The sequence below is a fragment of the Mucilaginibacter inviolabilis genome (assembly GCF_011089895.1).
GTDB lineage: Bacteria > Bacteroidota > Bacteroidia > Sphingobacteriales > Sphingobacteriaceae > Mucilaginibacter > Mucilaginibacter inviolabilis.
Map to the genome: position 1 here is coordinate 2,798,749 of NZ_JAANAT010000001.1, position 21,565 is coordinate 2,820,313.

The 21,565-nt window shown below is 40.9% G+C and carries 12 protein-coding genes; 3 read left to right on the forward strand and 9 right to left on the reverse strand.

Annotated features, from left to right (window positions below; genetic code table 11):
* Positions 1-125: 125 nt before the first annotated feature.
* Positions 126-3,041 (forward strand): glycoside hydrolase family 38 N-terminal domain-containing protein, encoded by a 2,916-nt coding sequence (locus G7092_RS11470; RefSeq protein ID WP_166089323.1) that lies wholly within the window; start codon positions 126-128, stop codon positions 3,039-3,041.
* 697 nt (positions 3,042-3,738) lie between these two features.
* Here the strand turns inward: G7092_RS11470 and G7092_RS11475 are convergent.
* The 9 genes from G7092_RS11475 to G7092_RS11515 all read right to left on the reverse strand — a co-directional run bounded on the left by G7092_RS11475 (position 3,739) and on the right by G7092_RS11515 (position 18,758).
* Positions 3,739-6,030 carry a GH92 family glycosyl hydrolase gene (locus G7092_RS11475; protein ID WP_166089325.1) on the reverse strand — a complete coding sequence of 764 codons (2,292 nt, stop codon included), beginning with the start codon at positions 6,028-6,030 and terminating at the stop codon, positions 3,739-3,741.
* Positions 6,031-6,039: 9 nt separating this feature from the next.
* Complete coding sequence (locus tag G7092_RS11480; RefSeq protein WP_166089327.1) at positions 6,040-8,325, reverse strand: GH92 family glycosyl hydrolase; 2,286 nt, start codon at positions 8,323-8,325, stop codon at positions 6,040-6,042.
* 62 nt (positions 8,326-8,387) lie between these two features.
* Complete coding sequence (locus tag G7092_RS11485; protein ID WP_166089329.1) at positions 8,388-9,794, reverse strand: alpha-L-fucosidase; 1,407 nt, start codon at positions 9,792-9,794, stop codon at positions 8,388-8,390.
* 17 nt (positions 9,795-9,811) lie between these two features.
* The gene (locus G7092_RS11490; RefSeq protein ID WP_166089331.1) at positions 9,812-10,489 is read right to left on the reverse strand and encodes a basic secretory protein-like protein; all 678 of its coding nucleotides are present in this window, start codon (positions 10,487-10,489) and stop codon (positions 9,812-9,814) included.
* A 131-nt stretch (positions 10,490-10,620) separates the two neighbouring features.
* Entirely contained in the window at positions 10,621-11,589 is a 969-nt protein-coding gene (locus G7092_RS11495) for a DUF5007 domain-containing protein (protein WP_202985257.1), read from the reverse strand.
* Positions 11,590-11,613: 24 nt separating this feature from the next.
* On the reverse strand, positions 11,614-12,303 hold the full coding sequence (locus tag G7092_RS11500; RefSeq protein ID WP_166089333.1) for a hypothetical protein: 690 nt from the start codon (positions 12,301-12,303) through the stop codon (positions 11,614-11,616).
* An 18-nt stretch (positions 12,304-12,321) separates the two neighbouring features.
* Positions 12,322-13,803, reverse strand: a complete 1,482-nt coding sequence (locus tag G7092_RS11505; RefSeq protein WP_166089335.1) for a RagB/SusD family nutrient uptake outer membrane protein — start codon at positions 13,801-13,803, stop codon at positions 12,322-12,324.
* Between the two features lie 26 nt (positions 13,804-13,829).
* A complete protein-coding gene (locus G7092_RS11510; protein WP_166089337.1) occupies positions 13,830-17,084 on the reverse strand; it encodes a SusC/RagA family TonB-linked outer membrane protein in 3,255 nt (1,084 codons plus the stop codon).
* A 630-nt stretch (positions 17,085-17,714) separates the two neighbouring features.
* Positions 17,715-18,758, reverse strand: a complete 1,044-nt coding sequence (locus tag G7092_RS11515; RefSeq protein WP_166089339.1) for a LacI family DNA-binding transcriptional regulator — start codon at positions 18,756-18,758, stop codon at positions 17,715-17,717.
* A 280-nt stretch (positions 18,759-19,038) separates the two neighbouring features.
* On the opposite strand from G7092_RS11515, the gene G7092_RS11520 reads away from it, so the two are divergent.
* Positions 19,039-20,376 (forward strand): APC family permease, encoded by a 1,338-nt coding sequence (locus G7092_RS11520; RefSeq protein WP_166089341.1) that lies wholly within the window; start codon positions 19,039-19,041, stop codon positions 20,374-20,376.
* A 2-nt stretch (positions 20,377-20,378) separates the two neighbouring features.
* Entirely contained in the window at positions 20,379-21,539 is a 1,161-nt protein-coding gene (locus G7092_RS11525) for a trans-sulfuration enzyme family protein (RefSeq protein ID WP_166089344.1), read from the forward strand.
* The last annotated feature ends 26 nt before the right edge of the window (positions 21,540-21,565 follow it).

The window sequence follows — 21,565 nt, forward strand, 5'->3', positions numbered from 1 at the left end:
TTGGCTAGATAAAAGATTAAAGGATTAATACTATTAAAATGCCTTGATAAATCCATTTTATATTATATGTTTGTACATTATAACATATTAAACTATCTCGTTAAATTTTAACTGTTTGCATTATAATGAAAAGACCACAATCCCGTATAAAAAGCTTTTGCCTTATCACTATTCTGTTTTTACTGAGCACCGTGGCTACAGGTGTTTATGGTCAAAAAGCTCAACCTGCTTTTACCTCCATAACCCTGCAGCCTACGGTGGCTTATGTAAACTATCATGGCGAAAACAGACGGGTTGTCCGGCTGCTGTTCAGGAATGGCAAAAGTTACAATGCCGGTACGTTATTGGTTTCATTTAATGATCATACCGATCATATCGCTGTACCGGCCAGCGCTACCGGATTGGAGTCTTTTGAGGTGCCTCTGCCGGGCCCTGCTATCAAGCTATCTACCCAGGCTACTGTTACCTTAACCTATAGCGGTCAAACCTATCCGGCCCGTTGTATTGTGGAGCCGGCTCGTGATAATTGGACGGTTTATGTACTGCCCCATTCGCATGTTGATATTGGCTATACCAATACGCAGGCCAAGGTACTCAAATTGCATATGGACAATATTGATGAGTCGATCGATCTGGCCGAAAAAACACAGAACTATCCTGCCGAAGCCCGTTTTAAGTGGACAACCGAAGCTATCTGGGTGGTGGATAATTACCTGAAACAAGCCAATGCCGAAAAGAAAGCGCGTTTCTGGAACGCCGTAAAAAAGGGCTGGATAAACCTGGATGGCGCCTACGGCAATATCAATACCAGCATGACTGATTCGCGCCAGTTAATGCAGATGTTTGCCAAATCGCAAAAACTGGCTCGTGAACAAGGTATCGAGATCCATACCATGTTCCAGGGTGATGTACCGGGAGCTTCATGGGGATTAGCAGCCCAGGCCGAACAAACCGGCATCCATTATTTTTTATCAGGCCCTAACGCGTCCGACAGGATCGGCAACCTGGCCAAATGGCAGGACAAGCCTTTTTACTGGTTATCTCCATCGGGCAAACAAAAACTGCTGTTTTGGCAATGCCAGCCCTACTCTATCGGTTATCAGCTTAAGGGCGCTAAAATACCTAACTTCTTTACTATTGATGATCCTAAACCTTATTATACCGGTCACCCCGAAGAAAATTTCCTGAACCCCTACCTTTTCCAATACCTGGGTGGCCTGGAGCAGAATAATTTCCCGTATAACATGACCATACTCACCTGGGCCATGAGCGATAATGCCCCTATCGATCCGGAACTGCCAGATGCTGTAAAAGCATGGAACGAACATTATACTTCGCCCAGACTGGTGATCACCTCTGTAAAACAATTTTTTAACGATCTGGAAAAACAGCACAAAAATGACATCCCCTCTTTTACCGGCGATTACACCGAGTACTGGACCGACGGTGTGTCATCAGCGGCACGCGAAACCGCTTTGAGCCGCGCTACATCAGACAGGTTGAAGCAAACCGGGGCCATCTGGGCTATTCGTAACAAAGCGGCCTATCCTGCTGATGCTTTCGATGATACCTGGAAAAACCTGTTGCTGTACAACGAACATACCTGGGGCGCCTATAACAGCGTGGGCGAACCTGATAACGAAAAGGTAAAAAGCGAATGGAATGTAAAACAAGGCTATGCACTGCGTGCCGATAAACAAGTGGACTCTTTACTAACGGAGGCCTTAAAACCAGCTGCTACACCAAATAATGCCATCGATGTTTATAACACCACCAATTGGCCCCGTACTGATGTGGTTTATATCCCGGCCAACCTCAGCAAAACCGGCGACGTGGTTAAGGATGCTACGGGTAAAAAGATCCCTTCTCAACGCCTAAGCAGCGGTGAACTGGCTTTTGTGGCGAATGATGTACCGACGCTGGGTAAAAGCATATATACCGTTAATGCAGGTAAAGCATTTGGCAATGGTAAGGCTAAGATCACCGGTAATAGTTTAAACAACGGTATCTATACGGTTGCCGTGGATGCCACAAACGGTAATATCGTAAAACTGATCAAAGGAGCATCTGCCCGTAATTATGTTGCCGCTGATTCTGCCGGGCTAAACCAATATACATATATGCCGGGCGATTCATTAAAGAAACTCGTAACCAGCTCCAATACCCACATCAGCATCAAAGAAAACGGACCTCTGGTAGTAAGCCTGCTTATTACTTCGGATGCACCCGGCACCAATGGCCTTACCCGCGAAGTAAGACTGGTAAGCGGTTTAGATCGAGTAGAGCTCATCAATACCATAGATAAAACAGCCATCAGACGCAAGGAAAGCGTGCATTTTGCATTTCCTTTCAATGTACCGGGAGCGCAAGTTCGTTACAGTATTCCATGGGGCAGCGCCCGTGCCGAAGCCGATCAATTGCCTTATGCCAACCACAACTGGTTTACTATGCAACGCTGGGTTGATGTATCCAATAACGCTTACGGCATTACCTGGTCGAGCCCTGACGCACCCTTATTTGAGATAGGGAGCATTACTACCGGCAACCTGCTGGGCGGTTTACATCATGCACCGCAGTGGCTTTCGTTCACCCCGCAATCGCCGGTACTATATTCATGGGTGATGAATAATTTGTGGCATACCAATTTCCGTGCAGATCAGGAAGGCAAGGCCACTTTCCATTATTTCATACAAGCCCATGAAAGCGGTTTTAATAACTTTAAAGCTAACCAAACCGGACTGGACAATCATCAACCACTGGTTGTATCTACTGCCTCTGGCGCGCCGGAAAAAGGCCTGTTCTTTAAGATCGGCGGCAATAACATTTACGTAAAGGCCATCAAACCTACCGATGACGGTTTAGGCGTAATAGCCCAGCTGGTGAACAGCGGCGATACCGATACAGAAGCAGCTATCACTCCGAATACAGTCCCCGCAGTTAAAGTTTGGGAAAGTAATCTGATGGAAGATAAGTTGAGGGAATTAGGAGATCATTTTACAATCCCTGCTAAAGGCGTAATAAGTGTGAGGGTAGATAAATAACGTAAATCGCACTGAGAAATACAACTCGCGCTGTTCGAAGTCTCTGACTTCGAACCATTATGCTTGTAGTCTTCAGACTACACGAAAACATGAAACCAACTGGCTATCTGTAGTTTAAAACTACAGGAATAGTCGTCCGAAGTCGAAGACTTCGAACAGCGAAGCTACTTGGTGTCGGAAGCTATAAATTGAAAATGAGCTGATCATATTTATACAAAAAGTGGGTTTACATGCAAACCCGCTTTTTGACGATGAAATATATTTAATTATTTGATTATCAAAAAAATACATAAATAAAAACCGCGCTGTTCGAAGTCTCCGACTTCGAACCATTATGCTTGTAGTCTTCAGACTACAGGAAAACATGGAACCAACTGGCTATCTGCAGTTTAAAACTACAGGCATAGTCGTCCGAAGTCAGAGACTTCGAACAGCGAGGTTAGAATTACCCGTGCTGTCACCTATGAATTGAATTTAAGCTGACAATATTTATACAAAAGTGGGTTTACACTTTTTTTCGAAAAAATTACATAATTAATTGATTATCAAATATATAAATCAATATTAACCCTAAAAAGTGTAAACCCATGTTAACCCACTTTTTGTTAATTGTGATTAAGTATCCGGATAGATCAAATAAAAAAGAGGCTGATCATGATTGATGATCAGCCTCTTTTTTATAGTAAAATCTGTAGTATTATTTATGTTTTGATCCCATATAAAAAGTGATCTCGCCGCCATTCATAATATCGGCATGGCTTATGAAAAGGCTGTTAAGCACTTTACCGTTCAGCTCCATTTTTTGCACGTATACATTTTTAGGGCTTTGGTTTTTAACGTTGATGGTAAATGTTTTACCATTATCCAAGTTGATCACCGCACCATTCACAGCCGGGCTGCCGGTTGAATACTGATCAGATCCGGGCGCTACCGGGTAAAAGCCCAGGGAGCTGAAGATGTACCAGGCGCTCATCTGGCCGGTATCGTCATTACCGCCTAAACCGTCTGGTGTGGGTTTGTACATGCGTGGTAATATCATCCGGATGCGTTCCTGTGTTTTCCAGGGCTTGTCTGTCCAGTTATATAAATAAGCCACGTGGTGCGATGGCTCGTTACCATGTACATAATTGCCGATGATACCATCTCGGGTGATATCCTCGGTTTCGGCAAAATATTTATCAGGCAGGTTCATCGTGAATAAAGAATCAAGGTAACCTACAAAACGTTTGTTACCGCCCATCAGCTTGATCAATCCTTCCGGGTCTTGCGGAGCAAACAGGGTGTAGTTCCAGGAGTTACCTTCAATAAAGCCCTCGTTAATAGTACTCAAAGCATCAAACTTTTGGCGGAAGGTGCCATCAGCCAGTTTAGGGCGCATGAAACCTGATTTTGGATCATACACATTCTTATAGTTCTGTGAACGTTTGATAAACTCTTCGTAAATATCATTACGGTTCAGCTTTTTAGCCATCTGCGCGATAGCCCAATCGTCAAATGCATACTCCAGTGTTGAAGATACTGATATACCGCTTTTTTCATCCGGAATATAGCCTCTGTCCATATACTCACCTATACCTTCATAATTGCGATGGCGGGCAGTGGCTACGCAGGCATCCAGCGCCTTGTTGGCATCAAACGGAGCATTACCTTTTACCACCGCGTCGGCCAGTACCGTTACGCTGTGATAGCCGCTCATACACCAGTTTTCGTTACCCGAGTTTGACCATATAGGCAGCATCCTCTCCGGACTTTGATCAAAATGCGCCATCATGGATTGTACCATATCGGCATTGCGCTTAGGCTCAATAATATTGAACAGCGGATGCAAAGCACGGTAGGTATCCCACATAGAAAAAGTGGTATAGTTGGTAAATCCATCCGCTTTATGCACATTCTTATCAAGTCCTTCATACTGACCATCCGCATCCATATAAATGGTTGGGTTAATCATGGCATGGTACATGGAGGTATAAAAGTTTTCTTTAGTCTCCTTGCTGCCTTGTATCACAATTTTATGCAGTTCCTGCTCCCATTGCTGCTGTCCGTCGTTTTTTACTTTATCAAAATCCCAGCCCGGCAGTTCGGTACGCATATTGTTAAGTGCTCCGTCCATACTTACCGGCGATATGGCAAATTTGATCTTGATCTTTTCGCCTTCTTCGGTTTTAAAATCAAAGTAACTTCTAATCTGTCGACCGGCTATTTCAGGGAAGTTTTTGGTTTGATTGAACTTACCCCAGAAACCGCCATAAACTTCGCGTTTATCATATTTCTTAAAACCATGCTGAAAAAATGGTTTAGAAAAACTCATGGCAAAATACAGCGTACGGGTACGCGCCCAACCATTGGTTTGGCGGTAACCTACCACGGTAGAATCGTTCAATACCTTAAGGTAGGTCCACACATTTTTGTCTGGGTAGTTATAGATACCCGCCATCAGATCAAGGATGATGTGCGATTGATCTGATTTGGGGAAAGTGTATTGGTGAAAACCTACACGGGTAGTGGTGGTCATTTCGGCAATAATGTTGCTGGCATCCAGCTTCACCTTATAATAATTGGCCTCGGTAACTTCATTCTGATGCGAAAAAGCAGAGCGGTAACCGCTGCCTGGCTTATCGGCAGTACCCGGATTCAGTTTTAGTGGCCCTACGGTAGGCATGATCAGGAAATCGCCCAGATCGGAGTGCCCTGTACCACTAAAATGGGTATGACTAAAGCCTACAATGGTTTTATCATCATACTGATAACCCGCGCAGTATTTATATACATCGGGATTATAATGTCCGTTGAGCTCGTAGCTAGCCGTATCCGTTTCGGGGCTTAACTGCACCATGCCAAAAGGTACTGTCGCTCCAGGATAAGTATGTCCCATACGTTGCGTACCAATGATGGGGTTAACGTATTGTACCAGTTTTTCTGCCGGATGTGTTTGTGCAGCAGCTATAGAAGCCGTACCCAATAAAAAAGCAGTGAATAAATGTTTCATGTTATATAATTAGTTTTTCTCTGACAGAGAAAATGGAAAATCCTTGTATTGTGTACCCCTTGTTTTGTTTGGCGTTGCCCCCATACCTACGTTGATCACCGCACCCTGCATCAGCGCTTTGTGACTAAGCCAGTTTGGTGTGTATAATTTACCATTAACGTTGAATGTTTGTACGTAACAATTTTGAGTACTATTGGCCGGTGCATTGATCACTACCTGCTTGCCGTTCTCTAATGTCAGGGTTAACTTTTTAAATAGTGGCGCACCCAACACATATTGGTCGCTGGCCGGACAAACCGGGTAAAAACCCATAGCCGAGAACACATACCAGGCTGATGTTTGGCCATTATCTTCATCGCCGCAGTAGCCATCAGGCGTAGCCTTGTACATGCGGTTCATAGTTTCGCGTGCCCAGTATTGGGTTTTCCAGGGTTCACCGGCATAGTTATACAGGTATATCATGTGCTGTATAGGCTGGTTGCCATGCGCATATTGCCCCATATTGGCTATCTGCATTTCACGGATCTCGTGGATCACCCCGCCATAATAACTATCATCAAATACTGGAGGCATGGTAAATACAGAATCCAGCTTGCTTACAAACTTTTGTTTGCCACCCATCAGGTTTATCAATCCCTGAATATCATGAAATACTCCCCAGGTGTAGTGCCAGCTGTTACCCTCCGTAAAAGCATCACCCCATTTAAAAGGATTAAAGGGAGTTTGAAAAGAGCCATCCTTGTTTTTACCACGCATCAAACCGGTAGCAGGATCAAACAGGTTACGGTAATTCTGGCTGCGTTTTTTGTAGATAGCAATTTCAGATTCCGGTTTGCCTATGGCTTTTCCCAATTGGTAAATGGCAAAATCGTCGTAAGCATATTCCAGCGTGCGGGCTGCGTTCTCATTAATTTTTACATCATAAGGCACATAGCCCAGTTCATTATAATATTTCACTCCGTAGCGACCAACGGCTGATATTGGGCCCTCGTTATTGGCACCATGTACCAGCGCATCATAAAGCGTATTGATATCATATCCACGTAAGCCCTTCAAATAGGCTTCGGCAACAACCGAAGCGGAATTATTACCCACCATAATATCGGCATAACCCGGGCTTGACCATTCCGGCAACCAACCACCTTCTTTATAGTCATTGATCAAACCTTCCTGCATCTCTTTGTTAATAGATGGATAAACCAGGTTTAGGAACGGATAAAGCGCCCTGAAAGTATCCCAAAAACCCGTACCGCCAAATAAATAGCCTGGCATAATTTTGCCATTGTATGGACTATAGTGAATTATCTTATTCTGCGCATCTAACTCATACAGTTTGTTCGGGAAAAACAACATGCGGTACATACAACTATAAAAAGTTCGGGTTTGGTCGATGCTTCCACCCTCTACGTTGATACGGCTCAGGGTTTTATTCCATACCGCTTTGGCTTTTTGGCAGGTGGCATCAAAATTATCGTTTGCCAGCTCGCGTTTCAGGTTAAGTTCAGCCTGCTCAAAGCTTACAAATGAGGAGGCTACTTTCAGGTGTACTTTTTCGCCTTTGGCAGTTTTAAAGCCGATAACCGCGCCGGAGTGAGCACTGCTAATCTCCAGCGAATCATGGGCAAGTGTTTTATCATGCCAGGCTTTGGCCAGCGTAAAAGGCTTATCAACATAAATAACAAAGTAATTTTTAAAGTTGGTCATTTTGCCACGTGCATAACGGGTGCTATAACCGATGATCTTTTGCTCCTTAGGTAATATTTTGATGTACGAAGCCCGGTTAAAAGCATCAACAACGATAAATGAGCTATCAGATTTTGGGAAAGTGAACCGGAATTGCGCGGTACGTTCAGTTGGCGTTATCTCGGTAGTCACATCAGCGTCGGCCAGGTAAACACTATAATAGTAAGGTTTGGCCGTTTCTGATTTATGCGAAAACCAACTTGCGCGATCGTCCTGGTCAAAACGTAACTTACCGGTAACCGGCATAATTACAAATTGCCCATAATCATTCATCCAGGGACTTGGCTGGTGGGTTTGTTTAAAACCGCGTATTTTATCGGCAGCATAGGTGTATTGCCAGCCATCACCCATCTTACCGGTTTGCGGTGTCCAGGTGTTCATGCCCCATGGCAGGGCAATAGCCGGATAAGTGTTGCCATTAGACAAGTCGGGTTTAGAATCGGTGCCCATCAGCGGATTGATGTAATCAACCGGGCTACTGGCCGTTTTAGTCTGCTGCGCATAAGTACTCACGCAAAGCGAAACTAAAATGGCGCTAAAAAGTGCTTTCATTAATTATAATTTAGTTGTGATGAAACTGCAGGTTTCAGGTTAATGTGATGTTATTTTATTTATTATCTTCTTTCATTATAAACGCCAACTTCGGCAATGGATACCTGATGATCGGCGGCATCAACAGATACACGTACTTTACTTCCCCATACCCTATCAAAGCGGAATATCTTTACTTTATTTTTGTTCTCGCCGGTAAATAATGGTTTCCAGGTACCGTTATCACAATATTCCAGATGTAACCTGGTTATGTTTGGTTTCTCTTCGGTAACAACAATTGCATTAAATCCCAGATCACGTTTGAACATAATCTCGTACCACGGATTTTTTACGGTTGGGTTGGATACCCATGAAGAATGAAAATCATCGTCATTGGCAAAGTCCATGATATTAGAATCATCGCTCCAGCTGGAATTCGAGAACTGATTTTTAGCCAGATTTGATGATATAATAGGCGCTTCGAGTTTAGGTAATTTAGCCACAGGGCCTTCATTCTTCCACAACTCTCCTATTTTTTTGAGAGCCGCAAGGGCATTATCATCAATGAGTCCATCACGGTTAGGTGCCACATTCAGGATAAAATTACAATCCACATTATTAAATGGGATGATATTATCATTAACCAGTTTAGCGGGATCTTTCACGGCATCTGTCGGATCAGATAAATTCCAGAACCAATGTTTTTGCAGCGGATAGCAGGAAAGTGCCGGCATATTATTGTTCTCTTTTGAAATGTGCTGGCCGGCGCCCTGCTCGTAAGTCTTAATATCGGTATAGAACATACCTTCTGCAGGATATTTAGCCCCATTAAGATCCATAACCAGGCAATTAGGCTGTAACGATTTTACCAAACGATAAATCTCTTCAAAAGGCACATCATCATAAGATATTCTTGACCATGGCGCATCCCAACCATCAATGATCAATGCGCCGATGTCGCCATATTTTGTCAGCAACTCGGTAATCTGGGCTTTGATCATATCAATATGTTTAGGCGTTATACCATTTGGCCTTAACCGGTGATGGGTATCCAGGATAGAATAGTATAAGAATACTTTCAGCCCGTTGGCCCGGAAGGCGTCTGCATACTCTTTAACTACATCCCTTTTCAGCGGACTATTCATTACGTTGTAATCGGTGGTTTTGGTATCCCAGATGCAAAAACCGCTGTGGTGCTTGGTGGTAATACAGCCATAACTCATATGGGCAGATTTTGCCGCTTTGGCCCACTGATCGCAATTGAGCTTTGTTGGATTAAAAATGGCAGGTGATGCTTCAGGGTCGGCCCAATCCTGATTCATGTAGGTTGGGATGTTAAAATGGATAAACATACCAAAGCGCAAATCAACAAACTCTTGTTGCAGCTGTGCCAGTGTTTTTACAGGTTTGTTACTTTGCGCATACGCAGATATACCCAGGCTGCACAACAGCCCCAGGCAAATTGCTTTTATACTATTATTTAACTTCATATAATGGTGTGAATGGGTTACGCTCCAATAACCGGATTAGCTGCATAGGCTGTCCAAAGTTCATCTAATGTTTTTCCGGTTTCCTGCTTCCAGCTATCATTGGTAAAGGTATGGTTGCGTAGTTGGGCATCCAAATTTTTTACCAGGCCTGGTTTAACATTTGTCTCTATCCACACCAGGAAACGGGCGGTAATACGGTAACTATTCTCATAGCTCTGGGTTGCTTTAAAAGCAGGTAATGCCCATTTGGCGCCTTCGTTATCAACACCAAATTTATAGCGGGCATAATCGGCAATACCTTCAGTCAGCCATCCGGGGCCGGTGCTTTGGCCATAATCCTGTACAATATGCATTACCTCATGCGTAACCACATCAATATCATGCGGATGTTTTGTCATATATTTTGAGCTAAAAACAACGCGGCCATCAGCTGTAGCAGCAACACCATTATAAGCGGTATCAATAACAAAGGTTACACTTTTTAAGGTTTTTTTATTGTAGGCTTTTGCCAGTTTAGGATAAACGGTGTAAAAAGTCTCGACCAATTTATTTTTAAGCTCTGGGCTAAAATTGGCATCCTGGTTTTCAAAGGTTAATTTGTATCCTTTTTTGTCAAACACTTCGGTTTGTTGGGCATTACTGTTGGCAGCAAAACCCAAAGTAAATAGTGCGCCTAAAAGAAAAACTTTTTTCATTGGATAAATAATTGTTAAATAAATATGTGGTTAATAATGTTCAAAATTTAGCCGAGTGGTTTAAAAACACTCGGGGTATTATAAAACCCGGCACAAATCAAACACTGTTGTGCCGGGTCTGAAGTTTACTTTTAATTGAGATTCCTTGTAACGTGCTGTAGTTTAACGGTAATCAGGTAAACTCCTTCCTGAAATAACCTGAAGGTAAACCTCGGATTTGCGCTGTAAATTTTGGCCGGAGTTGGTGTAAAACCCGGATCTATCCTCACAAACTGACTCGGGATACGGTAGTAAATGGTAAATCCCTGAGCTGCTCCTTTAACCGGGAATGGCGTAACTTCAAAATTACAGGTTAATGAGGTATCAGAAGCAATCAACGGATGGAACCTGGCAAACGTTTCGAAACTACTCCTATCACCCCGTTTAATATACTCACCATTTTTAGGGTTAAAGGCTACTCCATTTTCATCAACTATTTTTAAAATAGCCAATGTACCCTTAGTTGATAGTTTGGTGATGGTAACCTTGGGTTCACCAATATCACCACTGTTAGTGGTACCATCCTGAAACCAGGCTCCGCCACCTGCATCGATTTCGGCTACATCACCTTCAAAAATATTAAGATTGGCAATACTCTTAAAAGTTTTGGTGCCATTTTCATTAGAAGCAGCAATATCAAACTCATATGCCCCAAGCGGCACATTTGCAGTAGTATTATAAAAAGTAAACGCCCCTGTATGTGTATTAAAATCAAAACTTGGAAGGTTTACATTTTTACGGATACTATTGAGCAAGGCAACAGTTGTATCCACATCCGGATCAAACTCTGAAGTATACACATACCTGTCCCGGTTTTTATAAAGTGAATCGGCATGTTTATGAGTTACCGCATCTCTGATGTCCAACAGCTGATATGTTACCGGCGCACTTGAGCCATCATTATCAACCGCTATACTTTGAACTATGATACCCCGCTGAACCTGGATAGGATTATCACGATACCTGATCTGGCTACTTAAAAACCCATGAGGGGCTTTAACACAACCTATAACTCCGGCTGCCATTAAAATAACGAGAAGTATTTTATAATTTTTTTTCATTTTCTTAGCTATCTAAAAAATTTATCAATTGTTGACATTGTTGAAATAGGTGAACGTATGATTGTTGTTCAACACATGCAACACACCCGTTGTAGTTAGTATACCTGTTGTTTGACACAGTGTAGAGAGCAACTGTCTTGGATCAACCTGTTGTACTCCATTTATATCAACTGGGACCGGTCCTCCGGGTGTCAATGGTACTACTTTGGTAAGGTATATATACTGAGGGTTGGTGGTGAAAATACTATTGGTATAATCAGTTGTCGGTCTCAGCTGAATTAAACGATATTCACCATCCAGAGCCTGGGTATATATTCCTTTTTGTGATAAATTATCTCTCGTAATTTTACCCTTGAACATATAGGCTCTTAAAGAATCTTTGAGTGAAGCAAAATTGAGCGAGTCAAATGTAAAAACCAGGTTTTCATTATTTTTCTGGATACTCAACTGCGCTTTTTTTGCCAGCACAAAGTTGGTTATAGAGTAATTGGTTACTGCAAAAAAGGTTCCTGCACTGTTCACCTCATCTTTCATGTTCATTTTATTGATCATCATTACCAGGGTGTCAAACGCGTGGTTGGTTTTCAGATAATCATAGGTGGTCATGTTTACCTGGGCTTTAAACAGATCGCCCCCTATGGTATAATCCTTTTTACAGGAAAAAAACACAACCGCTACGAATAAGATGGATATAAATATTTTTAATGTTTTCATGTTTGTGTTGTTTAACGGTTAAAGTTTACCTTGCCAGTAAGGTGTTTGTTTCAATACAAAATCGTCCTTAAACATGGTGGGGTCAATAGGCCACAGATAGCCTCCCTGGTTTACCCTCGTATCATTGATGTGTGAATAATCACTAATGAAACTGCTGCTTGAATTACCAATCTGTTTGGTACGAACCAGATCATAAAAGGATTGGCCCTCATAAAAGAGTTCACGCAAGCGCTCTTCCAGTATAGTTCTGGCAAGGGCATTACCAGCTCCGGTGTAATTAGCTATTCCGGCCCTGCTTCGGATGGTATTTAACAAGGTCAATGCTTCCCCGTCACGCCCCAACTGATTTAATGCTTCGGCTCTTAACAGCATAATGTCGGCCAGGCGGAAAATGATAATGTTATTGGATAAACGCGGATCGTTTTTTGCTGATCCATCGGCATAAGTAATATTCGAATATTTAATGGTTTGCCCACTGGTTGATTGTGCCTGAAAAAAGTATTTTTTATACCTCAAATCTGTTGTATCCTTAAACAAGGTATTCACATACAAAGTGCTTACCGGCCATTCCAGGTTTGATTTTTGTGCTACAAAAGGAAAGGCGATAGTAGGTGCATATCCATAATAATTAAGAGATATACCTTCGCTTTGCTGGTAATCTATATTGATCTCAAAAATCCCTTCTACTGATTTACCAATAAATATTTTACTAAATTGAGAGGTATCGGTAACCAAATGATATTGCCCATTATTAATTACCTGGGCTGTAGCTTGCTCGCACGCAGCATAGTCATGTGTCCACGCTGTAATATGTGCCTCCAGTGCAAAAGCCGAACCTTTATTTGCCCTAACAGCACGCTGACTTTCATCGGCATAACCAAAAACCAGATTACTTTCGGCAATCTTTAAATCGGCCAAACATTGTTTAAGTACATCGGCTGCTGGTGTTCTGGGAATATTCACAGCCTGGCTCACGTCCAAATCGGGTTGTAGTTTTAAAGGTACGTCGCCCCAAACCCTGGTCATATAAAAATAAGTGAATGCCCGCAGGTAATAAGCCTCACCAATGATCTGATTTTTATCATCCTGATTGCTGAACTTGTTTATCGGGATACTAGGTACTTTGTTAATGATCAGGTTTATCTGTTGTAAAAGCTGGTAATAGTTTAACCAGTTCCAGATACCCGGCCCAACGTTTAACCCGGTAAACTCACCGTTTGAGATGTTGTAGTTTGCATCATCCAGCCCCGAATTAATGCTAAACTCACTGGTAGTGGCATCGCCATATACATGGAACGAGTAATTATTGAGCAATACCGAACGCAAAAGCGCATAAGCACCTGCAATAGCGGTGTTAGCATCTGTTCCGTTGGTAAAATAAGCATTGGTAAAGGTGGAGTTATGCGGCTGCAAATCAAGTATCTTTTTGCAGGAGCTTACACTAATTAACCCGGTTATCATTAATAATCCGGCTGTGTATCTTATTATATTTCTTTTCATTTCTTTTCGTTTATTGCCGTTAAATATTAAAAGCTTACATCAACACCCAGGGTATATTTTTTTGGAATAGGATAACCGCTGCCATTGTAAATACCAAAGGCGTCAACTTCTTCGGCATCAGGTACGTTTGATTTCTGGAAAATATGCAGGTTATCAACCATGCCATATATCCTTAAGCGGCTAAGGTGAAGATTTTTTAAAACAGCCGGATTAAATGTGTAGGATAAGGAAACCGTTTTTACACGCAGATAGCTTCCATTCTCGACCCAAGCCGAACTTGATGCGGCATATTTATACCGGGTTCCGCTTACCGAACTTAGTGAGGGATATTTTGCATTATCACCAGGATTTTGCCAGTAATTAATGCCGCTTAGATCAGGAAAAGCATTATTAGTAATATCATGGTACGGATCAGAATTACCATCGTCAGTTGGCACCAGATGCGATAATTTACCAACCAGGTAATCGTTAAAAATATCGCGTCCAAGCGTAAAAGTACAGAATACTGATACGGTCCAGTTTTTATAGCCAAAAATATTATTAAACCCGCCGGTGAATTTAGGGTTGGGATTTCCGGCAGGCACATAATCAGTTTGGTCAAGCACACCATCACCGTTTGAATCTTTCCATATCGGGTCGCCACCTTTAAATGGATAGCCATAAAAGCTTAGTGGTTGCCCTGTTACCGGGTTAATAGGAACATCCTTATCTGTTTTGTAAACCCCTGTTTGCTGAAACAGGTTAAACTCGTTAATTGGTTGTCCCTGCCTTAAAACATAATGATCTATATAGATATCGCGTCCACCGTTTGGCAACGAGGTAATTTCATTTTGGTTATAAGCAATGTTAAAATCGGTTTCCCACTGAAAAGCGCTTTTAGGATTAAAATAATGTGCAATAAAAGATGCTTCCAAACCACGGTTTTGTGTACCAATAGAGTTGGTTACAATGGTGGTATAACCGGTGGTTACTGGCAGGCTCAAACTAAAAATACCCTTACTGGTGTTTTTAACATAAGCATCGGCAACAAAATTAAAACGACCATCAAGAAAAGTAAGGTCAACCCCAAGATTTGCCTGTTTTGAATGTTCCCAGGTTAAGTTTTTATTGCTTAAGCCACCGTTAAAATTAGGGGATATCGCTGCAATACCGTTATAAGTATTGGATAGATTTTGCCCGGTTTGCGGACTGCTGCTACCTGTAAAACCACCGGCACCTATATTATAAGTATTAAACGACAGATAATTATCACCACTATCTGGCTGCCGACCAGTAATACCATAACTTGCGCGTAGCTTAAATAAGGTAAGCCAGTTTTTGGTACTTTTCATAAAGGGCTCATCACTGATGATCCAACCGGCAGATACGGAAGGGAAATATCCTACCCGTTGGCCCGCACCAAACTTAGATGACGCATCGGCATTAAACACGCCTGATATGAGGTAGCGACCTTTAAAGTCATAGTTTAACCTTAGGAAACCGGTTTGGATACCGCTTTCAATCAAATCTGAATAAGCTGTGGAATTATTTTTATTTAATACTTTAACAATGGATATCTGATCGTTAGGGATTCCATCTGCTTCAGCATCTGTTGCTCTATAAGAGTGGTATTCTGTATTTTGCCCCAATAAAACGTTGATATGATGGATCTTGTTCAATGTAGTACTAAACTGAATATTATTACTCATCAGGTAGTTGGCCGAGTTATCAACAAAGCTGGAGGCGTATCCCAAACCACTTTGCCTTACCACTCCTGGTGTATAAGCGTCTCTGCGGCTTCCTGCACTTTCGTACGAAATAACTGTATTAAATAACCAATGATCATTGATACGCCAATCAATAGTAGGGCTAATAGTAATACTATTATTGGTATTAGCATCTGTTGATACATTTGAACTACCATAAAGGAAATCTTTATTGTCCTGTGTGAGGTATAAGTTTGATGGTGGTAACGGGCTATTGGCATAATATCCCCCGGTAAATGGGTTTACGTTACCACTTAAATCACTCAGGGATGTGGGGCGGTCAACCCTGTAAAACCTGATCTGAGTACTCACCTTTAATTTAGGTGATATGTTAATACCAACCGTACTGTTTAGGGCATATCGCTGCAGGCCGGTTTTTTTAATAATTCCATCCTCATTGTAGTAATTTAAACCATAACGGTAGGTTACCAAATCATTACCGCCACTTATGGACAGCTCATAGTTATCAACCTTACCCGTTTGGTAAATGCCGCCTCTATAGTCGTTGGCATTATTAAATGCCGGATTTAGAGTATCTGTTAGTATCTGTGGGATATTCCTGAGATTAGCATAATTACCATAATGATTAATCAAGTTTAACTTGGCCCGGGTCTCTTCGGCCCCGGTAAGCACCTTATCCAACTTGGGTTGATCAACAATACCATGATAGGTTGAGAAATTTATCCTGGTTTTACCCGCAGTTCCTTTTTTGGTGGTAATGATAATAACCCCATTAGCTCCCCTTGAACCATAAATGGCCGCTGCAGACGCATCCTTTAATATATCAATATTGTCAATGTCATTAATAGGGATACCCGCAAGCACATCAGTGCCGGTGCCCGTACCGTAATTAATAGCCGCAATATCTTCGGTACTTTGTGGTACACCATCAATCACATATAATGGCCCTGAAATAGCCCTGGCTAAGCTTGCTTTACCCGATGCAGACCCTGTATTATTGTCAATACTACGACTAACGGAAGTATTGCCCCTTAAAGTTACATTACTCCGCACCCCTGGCTCGCCCGAAAAATTCTGCACGTTCAAACCCGCAACCCGCCCCTGTAATAGTGCATCAAATGTTGGCGTAGGGATATCAGCAATGGTTTTAGGGTCAACAGAAGTAATTGCAGCACTTACGCTTCTGCGTGAAACCTGTTGATAACCAATAACCACCACATCTTTGAGTACCTTTTGATCGGTCTTGAGTACAACTATTAAATTTGTATTGGGTTCGGTGATCTTAATGGTTTGTGCCTCATAGCCCAACATTCTTATAGTAATTGATTTACCGGCTTCAACCTTCAGGGTAAATCGTCCCGATGTATTGGCTGATACACCCGAAGCTGCACCCGTTAAAACAATAGATGCACCAGGCAAGGGCCCACTGGCATCTTTAATTAAACCAGCTACAGTAACCTGGTTACCAGTGGCTTTGGTGTCCTGGGCATGCAATACCGGCATTCCCAATACCAACAGGATTGGAATGATGCACGTGTAATAAAGGAATTTTTTTTTGTAGAAAAATTTGATCATAATTTTTAATTAAATGAACAGTTAATGATTGTTTTGACAAGGGCAATGCCCCTGCAAATGAGGAAGTAAGAGTTTTGGTAGCAGATGGCTACCTGCCTTTAAGCGATAAGTCTTTGTTTCTTCATGCAGTTGAATTAGGTTTAACAATAAATTATTAAATATGATAAAACGTTTTATCAGAAAATGCATAACAATTCCACTTCGGTGATAACTCACCGATTTAAAGTATGCTTATAAGCACAATTAGGCTATAAAAGCAACAAAACGTTTACCCAAAAAATGAACCAGTAAGCTGTTTCCCAATTTATATACACACAACAGCCATAATAAAACAAATAGTGCTTTTCACCGTAGTGAAAAATTTAAAAAGTATTGATAAAACGTTTTATCAATACAAATATGTTTTACCGTATAAGATAGAATAATCAAATATAAGATAGTAAAATGTTTTACCAAATTTTCAGATCATTTTTTATTAAAAAACTTAATTTATTTCAATAAACGTATTAAAATTTAATAAAAATTGAAAAATCAATAACACAGGAACTAATTTTTTGAATTTTAAATCAAGATCTTTCTTAGATAATTCAAACATTCTTAAAACAGACAGATTCTAACAAGCAGAAACTCTTATTTTTTTACCAATACTTCTTTCTTTTCTGCTGTTGATCCTCGCTCTATGAGTTTAGAGGGTATCTGCATTTTAATTTTTGATATATTATGCTTATCTGATCCCATTTGAGCCAATAAAAGATCAATAGCCGATTTTGCTATCTCATATGTTGGTTGCTGTATAGTTGTGATTCCGGGCGGATACAAACTAAATATTTCATTATCATCAAAACTTACCATAGCTAAGTCCTGCGGAATATTCAAGTCAAGCTGTTTGATACTTTCTAACCCCATCGTACCTAAATAGTTTGTGGTAAAAAATACTGCATCCATCTGTTTCTGTTGCTTTATAAAGGCTTTTATGGAGTCTATGGCTTTATCCTTATCGGTATCAAAAGGTAATTTAAATATCAATTTTTTATCTTCCTTTATGTCATTTATCTTTAAAGCATCTTTATATCCGCGGGTACGATCCTGCAGTTGGATCAGGTCCAGGTCGGCTGTTATCAGGCCAATCTTTTTATAACCAACCTTTAAAAGATGATTTACTGCGTTAAAAGCACTACCATGATTATCAACCAGTACGTGAGGAATATCCAAACCGGGAAAGTAACCATCTATTAATACAACGGGCTTTTCGTTAGCTACCAGATTTTGTATATCTTTCTCTAATCCTTTCATTGGTGTAATAATATAACCATCAACCAATTGTTGAGAAAGCATCCTGATCACATCTTTTCCTTTTTGGATATTATTGTTAGTACTGCAATAAATAATTCTGTACCCTTCTTTTTCGGCTTCTTCTTCTATCACTTTGGCCATCGCCCCAAAAAACGGACCTCCGATGGTTTCAACCACCAGACCAATTACTTTTGAAACGCCGGTACGAAGACCTACCGCCATCCGATTAGGCTCATACCCGTTTTTGGCAGCCACGTCCAAAATCTTTTTGGTTATCTCTTTACTAATGCGGCCTTTGCCGTTTAAAACAAATGATACCGTTGTAATGGAGGTATTGGTAAGTTTTGCGATATCCTTTATGGATATTTTTTTATTTATCATTATTTGTTAGTCTCTTGTGATTTTCAGGCTTACTACGTTAGCAGCAACAAATTAGGCAAATACCCGGTTTATCAAAAATATAAATTTATAACAATGCTGCTACACTTATTATTTCATTGCAGTGATTAACCATAAACGTTCATTTTTTATAAATAATATATGCATTACTCAAGGTTAGTAAAACCTTTTAGTAATACAGATTTTAATTAATAAATATGCTTAAATTACCATTTTAAATTAACATCCCTTTAATATTAAACATTGATATGTCAAAACTGATATGAGCATTACGCCCAAACTGACCCGCTTTGATCTTTCCATGATCGTTATCAGTCTGGTGATAGGGATGGGAATTTTTGCAACACCCGGTGAAGTAGCTACCAGCTCAAGTAACCCTTTCCTTTATTTTGGAGCTTGGTTTTTTGGAGGTGCTGTTAGTTTATGTGGGGCTCTTACTTTTGCAGAAATAGGGGCGCGTTATCCAACTACAGGCGGATTTTATAAAGTTTTTTCCTATTGTTTTCACCCTGCATTCGCTTTCATGATTAATTGGATATTAGTGATCAGTAATGCCGCTTCGGTGGCTGCTGTGGCGCTCATAGGTGCTGAGTATATTAATCCTATAATTATGCCTGCAAACCTGCAGAATGATTTGGGCATTAAGATCATGACTATCACATCCGTACTTATTTTGTATATTATTAACTTTTTAGGTATTAAAATGAGTGCGAGAACCCAAAATGCGCTTACCATTTTTAAAATAAGCATGATCCTTATCCTTTGCACGGCTGTTTTTAAAAGTCATATAACACCTGGCACCTATAGAATTATTGTACCACCTGGTAATAATAAATATAATTTGAGTGCGTTTGGGATAAGTTTGGTTGCCGTATTTTTCACTTATGGCGGTTATCAGCAAACTATTAACTTTGGAGGCGACATCATTAATGCCAAGACAAACATCCCTAAAGCTATTTTTACAGGGATGATAACAGTTATATTCCTATACCTGCTTATTAACTTTGCTTATTATTCGGTTTTGGGTATCAAAGGCCTGCAGCATAAAACAGCCCTGGCTGCCACCCTGGCTGGTGCCATTTTTGGAGCAGTTGGCTACAAGATCATCTCATTGTTGATGTTTGTTTCTGTACTAGCTTTTATCAACGTTAATATCATGGCCAATCCAAGGGTATATTATGCTATGGCCGAGGATGGAATCTTACCCAACCGTTTTAAGCGTGTTAACCAAAAAACTCAGGTACAGGAGTTTGGCTTGAGCTTTTTTGTGACCGCAGTGCTCCTTATCTTGTTTTTTATCAGCTCGTTTCAAAAAATGCTCACCTATGTTATGTTTTTTGATACTATAGGGCTTTCCACAGCAGCAGTTACTATTTTCATTTTAAGAAAAAAAACCAAACACCTTGATGGATCCGGTATTTATACCATGAAATGGTACCCTGTTATCCCCATTATTTTTATTGTTGCCTACTGGTTTGTTACCATAAGCATCTTTATTGAAAATCCATTGGCTGCGTTGATATGCCTTTGTGCGTTTGTTGCCGGTCTCATCATATATTTTATTACTAAAAACAGCCAGAACACTATTATAATACCTTAACTATGGAGCTTTCATTTATATTAAATGAATTGGGAGAAGAAAGAGAAAATTACTTCAACGCGGTTTCGCCCCCCATCATACAATCAAGCAATTTCACATTTAATACGGTAACAGGTCTCAGACAGGCTATGGCCGATGAATTTGATACCAATTTGTACTCCAGAGGACAAAATCCAACGTTGAGTATATTAAGAAAAAAACTGGCCGCTCTTGACGGAGCGGATGATGCTTTGGTATTTAGCAGTGGTATTGGGGCCATCAGTGTCCCCTTACTTGCATTGCTAAAATCCGGTGATCATGTTGTTGCAGTCGAAAATCCTTACAGCTGGACCATAAAACTTTTCAAAGAGTTTTTACCCAAATTTGGTATAAACACCACTTTTATTGATGGCTCTGTTTATGACAATTTTGAAACTGCCGTTACCCCCGAAACTCGATTAATTTTTCTGGAAAGCCCTAATACTTTTAGTTACGAGCTACAGGACATTAAAAGGATTGCGCAATTTGCCAGATCACGTGGTATTGTGACGATGATTGATAACAGTTATTGCAGCCCTATATACCAGCAACCTATTGGTATGGGTGTCGATCTGGTAGCGCAATCGGCCACCAAATATATCGGAGGGCACTCAGATGTAGTAGCCGGCGTACTTACCGGCAACAAAGAATTGATCAGGCAGATATTTGATCATGAATTTATGAACCTGGGGCCTGCTATTTCACCACATTCTGCATGGCTGTTGCTAAGAGGCTTAAGAACCTTGCCATTACGTTTGCAACGCAGTTTTGAAAGTACCGGAGTTATTACCAAATGGCTGCAAGAGCATGAGCATATACAACAAGTGATATGGCCTTTTAGTGAGGGTTTTAAACAAACACAATTGGCACATGAACAGATGCAAGGTTGCGGCGGATTATTTAGCTTCAGTTTAAAAAAATCTTCTTTTAAAAAAATCGAAGCATTTTGTAATAACCTGCAACATATATTATTGGCTGTTTCCTGGGGTGGGCACGAAAGTTTAATACTACCATCAATCGCCTCCATTCCGGAGCAGGAATACAATGCAACAGATGAACGCCTTCAATTGATCAGGATGTATGTTGGTTTAGAAGATACCGGGTATCTGATTCAAGATCTTGAACAGGCATTGGCTAAAATTTAGTAATTGCTACAGGCGTTCTGAAATTA

Bases quoted from the DNA above. Each gene is read 5' to 3' on its own strand.
- G7092_RS11505 (WP_166089335.1), bottom strand. From the start codon at position 13,803: ATGAAAAGAAATATAATAAGATACACAGCCGGATTATTAATGATAACC.
- G7092_RS11490 (WP_166089331.1), bottom strand. From the start codon at position 10,489: ATGAAAAAAGTTTTTCTTTTAGGCGCACTATTTACTTTGGGTTTTGCT.
- G7092_RS11495 (WP_202985257.1), bottom strand. From the start codon at position 11,589: ATGAAAAAAAATTATAAAATACTTCTCGTTATTTTAATGGCAGCCGGA.
- G7092_RS11475 (WP_166089325.1), bottom strand. From the start codon at position 6,030: ATGAAACATTTATTCACTGCTTTTTTATTGGGTACGGCTTCTATAGCT.
- G7092_RS11480 (WP_166089327.1), bottom strand. From the start codon at position 8,325: ATGAAAGCACTTTTTAGCGCCATTTTAGTTTCGCTTTGCGTGAGTACT.
- G7092_RS11500 (WP_166089333.1), bottom strand. From the start codon at position 12,303: ATGAAAACATTAAAAATATTTATATCCATCTTATTCGTAGCGGTTGTG.
- G7092_RS11485 (WP_166089329.1), bottom strand. From the start codon at position 9,794: ATGAAGTTAAATAATAGTATAAAAGCAATTTGCCTGGGGCTGTTGTGC.
- G7092_RS11510 (WP_166089337.1), bottom strand. From the start codon at position 17,084: ATGATCAAATTTTTCTACAAAAAAAAATTCCTTTATTACACGTGCATC.
- G7092_RS11515 (WP_166089339.1), bottom strand. From the start codon at position 18,758: ATGATAAATAAAAAAATATCCATAAAGGATATCGCAAAACTTACCAAT.
- G7092_RS11470 (WP_166089323.1), top strand. From the start codon at position 126: ATGAAAAGACCACAATCCCGTATAAAAAGCTTTTGCCTTATCACTATT.
- G7092_RS11525 (WP_166089344.1), top strand. From the start codon at position 20,379: ATGGAGCTTTCATTTATATTAAATGAATTGGGAGAAGAAAGAGAAAAT.
- G7092_RS11520 (WP_166089341.1), top strand. From the start codon at position 19,039: ATGAGCATTACGCCCAAACTGACCCGCTTTGATCTTTCCATGATCGTT.